Origin of the sequence: Pseudonocardia pini (assembly GCF_013870575.1) — a bacterium.
Classification (GTDB): Bacteria; Actinomycetota; Actinomycetes; order Mycobacteriales; family Pseudonocardiaceae; genus Pseudonocardia; species Pseudonocardia pini.
Genome location: NZ_JACBXB010000658.1, coordinates 1 through 3,219 on the forward strand (window position 1 = coordinate 1; position 3,219 = coordinate 3,219).

The 3,219-nt window shown below is 72.7% G+C and carries 3 protein-coding genes; all 3 read right to left on the bottom strand.

The features are described from left to right. Positions 1 to 84: 84 nt before the first annotated feature. Positions 85 to 618 carry a flavin reductase family protein gene (locus H5J29_RS26670; RefSeq protein ID WP_181783761.1) on the bottom strand — a complete coding sequence of 178 codons (534 nt, stop codon included), beginning with the start codon at positions 616 to 618 and terminating at the stop codon, positions 85 to 87. Positions 619 to 890: 272 nt separating this feature from the next. Continuing rightward, positions 891 to 1,874 carry a sigma-70 family RNA polymerase sigma factor gene (locus H5J29_RS26675; RefSeq protein ID WP_181783762.1) on the bottom strand — a complete coding sequence of 328 codons (984 nt, stop codon included), beginning with the start codon at positions 1,872 to 1,874 and terminating at the stop codon, positions 891 to 893. A 323-nt stretch (positions 1,875 to 2,197) separates the two neighbouring features. Continuing rightward, on the bottom strand, positions 2,198 to 3,219 hold a 1,022-nt coding region (locus tag H5J29_RS26680), incomplete at its 5' end, for an alpha/beta fold hydrolase (protein WP_181783763.1).

Consider the following 3,219-nt stretch of genomic DNA (forward strand, 5'->3'; position numbering starts at 1 on the left):
GGAACGAGTACGACGGCGGCGACCACACGACGTGCTGGGCTCGGTGGCCGACCTGCCGGCGCGGCTGGGGCTACCCCAGCCGGCTCAGGACTCCTCCTCGGCGCCGCTCGGCGGGAGCGGGGCCGTGATCCCGTAGCCGCCGCGGTAGAACAGCAGCGGCAGCCGCTGGGCGTCCGCACCGAGGTCGGACACCTTCCCCACGACCATCGTGTGGTCGCCGCCGTCGTACTCGTTCCAGAGGGTGCAGTCGATCCAGGCGCTCACGCCCTCCAGGATCGGCGCGCCGCTGGGGGCGGGGGACCAGGTCACCCCGGCGTACTTGTCCGTGCCGGAGCGGGCGAAGCCGTTGCTGTACTCGGAGTGGTCGGAGGCCAGGACGTTCACGCAGAAGGTGCCGATCTCCCGGATCTTCGGCCACGTCGACGACGTGCGGGCGGGCGAGAAGGTGATCAGCGGCGGGTCCAGCGACAGCGACGCGAACGACTGACACGTGAAGCCGACGGGGCCCTCCGGGCCGACCGCGGTGATCACCACGACCCCGGACACGAAGTGCCCCAACACCTCGCGCATGGCCTGGGGGGTGACGGGCTGAGGGGTCTCCGTCGCACTGGAGGTCATGGGGGAAGCCTAGGCAATCTTCCCGGCCGAGACCATCGTTCGCGGCCGCGGAGCGGGCGGACGGAGTGTGACGCGGGCCGCCCGATGTCCACCGATCGAGCCCGCCCGTCGGACTGCGCCGCCGCGGGTCGCGGCCCGACAATGATCTCCGGTCGGCGTCGTCCACGTCTCGTGGGGAGCCCGGAGGACGGCGTCGGCCGGTCTGGACGCACGCGAGGCGCGGCCCGTTCCCGGGCCGCGCCTCGTGAGTCGTGCGGTGTCCCGCCCGCCGGTCAGCTGGCGTAGGCGCGCAGCCGGTCGGCGCGCTCGCCGACCCGCAGCTTGGCCATGACCTCGCGCTCGATCTGCCGGACCCGCTCGCGGGACAGGCCGAACCGGCGGCCGATCTGGTCCAGCGTGCGCGGCTGCCCGTCGTCGAGGCCGTAGCGCATCCGGATGACGAGCTGCTCGCGCTCCTCGAGGGTGCCGAGCACCCGCCGCAGGTCGTCGTGCAGCAGGTGCGAGATCACGGTGTTCTCCGCGTCCGCCGCCTGGTCGTCCTCGATGAAGTCCCCGAGCGGGGCCTCCTCGTCGCTCCCGACGGGCATGTCGAGGCTCACCGGGTCCCGCGCGTGGTCGAGCAGGTCGGAGATCTTCTCCTCGGGCAGGCCCGACTCGGCGGCGAGCTCCTCGTGCGTGGCCTCCCGGCCGAGCCGCTGGTGCATGTCCCGCTTGATCCGGGCCAGCTTGTTGACCTGCTCCACCAGGTGCACGGGCAGCCGGATTGTGCGGGCCTGGTCGGCCATCCCGCGGGTGATCGCCTGCCGGATCCACCAGGTGGCGTAGGTGGAGAACTTGAAGCCCTTCGCGTAGTCGAACTTCTCGACCGCGCGGATCAGGCCCAGGTTCCCCTCCTGGATCAGGTCGAGCAGCGGCATGCCGCGCCCGGTGTAGCGCTTCGCCAGGCTCACGACGAGCCGCAGGTTCGCCTCGAGCAGGTGCGTGCGCGCCCGCCTGCCGTCTCGGACCACGGCCCGCAGGTCGCGGGCGTAGTCCTCGGCCAGCTCGGTTCCCTCGGCCGCGGCGGTGTCGAGCACGTGCGTGGCGAACACGCCGGCCTCGATCCGCTTGGCCAGGTCGACCTCCTGCGCCGCCGTGAGCAGCGCGGTCTTGCCGATCCCGTTCAGGTACACGCGGACCAGGTCCGCCGCGGGGCTCTGCGCGTCGAGGTCCTCGGCCGTCAGCTCCGGACGGCCGCTGGGCTCGGTGGTCTCCATCGACTCGTCGGTGAGGTCCTCGGACCGAGCCCCACCGCCACTGCGCGCGGAAGCGGTACGCTGTCCGGGAACGCGCGTCGTCGTGCCGCGGCGGTCGCCCGCCTGCGCGGCCACCCCGCGTGCCGGGCTACCGGCAGGGGTCGTCGCGGGATCCACCGTGGGTGCCAGTGTCATGGACGTTCCTCCCCAAACGCGACCCGGGCGGTACACCGTGGCGCGTTCCGCCGGGGTTCTACAGGGTTGAACGCAGGGCGCCGGATAAACGTTCCCGGCCCCGCGCATCCGCCGTGCGGGTGAACGGGGCCGGGGTGACGCGGTGCGTGTCAGGCCACTCCGGAGATCCCCGCGGTCGAGTGGCGGTACACCTCGGACATCAGCGCCGGCCAGTCCTCGTGCAGCGCCTTGTGCCCGGTGAACAGGCCGAGATGGCCGCCCGCGGCGGTCCGCCTCGTGATCTCCGAGGCGGGCGTGGACACGTGGTCGGCGATCGCGAACAGCTGCGCGGGCGGCGTGATGTGATCCGTGGCACCCGCGAGCAGGTAGACCGGGCAGTCGATCGCCGAGAGCCGCGCGGGGCGCCCCGCGACCTCCAGCTCGCCGCGCACCAGCAGGTTGCGCCGGAACAGGTTGTCGACGAGCCAGAGGTAGAAGGCGCCAGGGACGTCCTGCGTGTGCTTGAACCAGTCCTCGAACACGCGGTAGCGCTCGACGTGCGTCGGGTCGTCCACGTGCGCGAGCAGCTGGAGCTGGCGGGAGATCTCCGCCTGCGGCTGGATGGTGATGAAGTTGGCCAGCACGGCGGCGCCGGACATGGTGCCGCCGTTCGCCGCCACCAGGGCGCGGTAGGGGGCCATGCCCAGCCTGCCCGAGAGCGCGGCGGTGGACGCCGCGATCACGGACTCGCCCGCGTGGAAGTCGATCGGGGCGCCCGCGAGGGTCAGGGTGTGGACACGCTCGGGGTGCAGCGTGGCGTAGATCGCCGCGAGCCAGCCACCCTGGCAGTCCCCGACGAGGTTCGCCCGCCCGCCCATCCGGCGGATCGAGCGGTCGACCACCTCGATGTAGTCGGTGATCGTGACGCGCTTGGTGCGCGGCGTGGCAGGCCGCCACTCCAGGGCGTACAGCCGGGTCAGCCCGGTGTCCCGGATCGCGGTGAGCTGGCTCTGTCCCGGCGCGAAGTCGACGACGGTCGAGCTGTGGCCCGCCTGCGGCGGCAGCACGAGCGTGGGGACGACGGGGTCGCCGCGGTGCTCGTCGAGCGTGAAGTCCCGGAGCCGGGCGAAGTCCGTCTCCAGCACCGTCCGGTTGGCGAGGTGGAACCGGGGCTCGGCGCGGTCGAGCATCG

What these genes read in the sequence shown, in the direction of transcription:
- H5J29_RS26670 (WP_181783761.1), bottom strand. Translation starts at nt 618, where the DNA reads ATGACCTCCAGTGCGACGGAGACCCCTCAGCCCGTCACCCCCCAGGCC.
- H5J29_RS26675 (WP_181783762.1), bottom strand. Translation starts at nt 1,874, where the DNA reads ATGGAGACCACCGAGCCCAGCGGCCGTCCGGAGCTGACGGCCGAGGAC.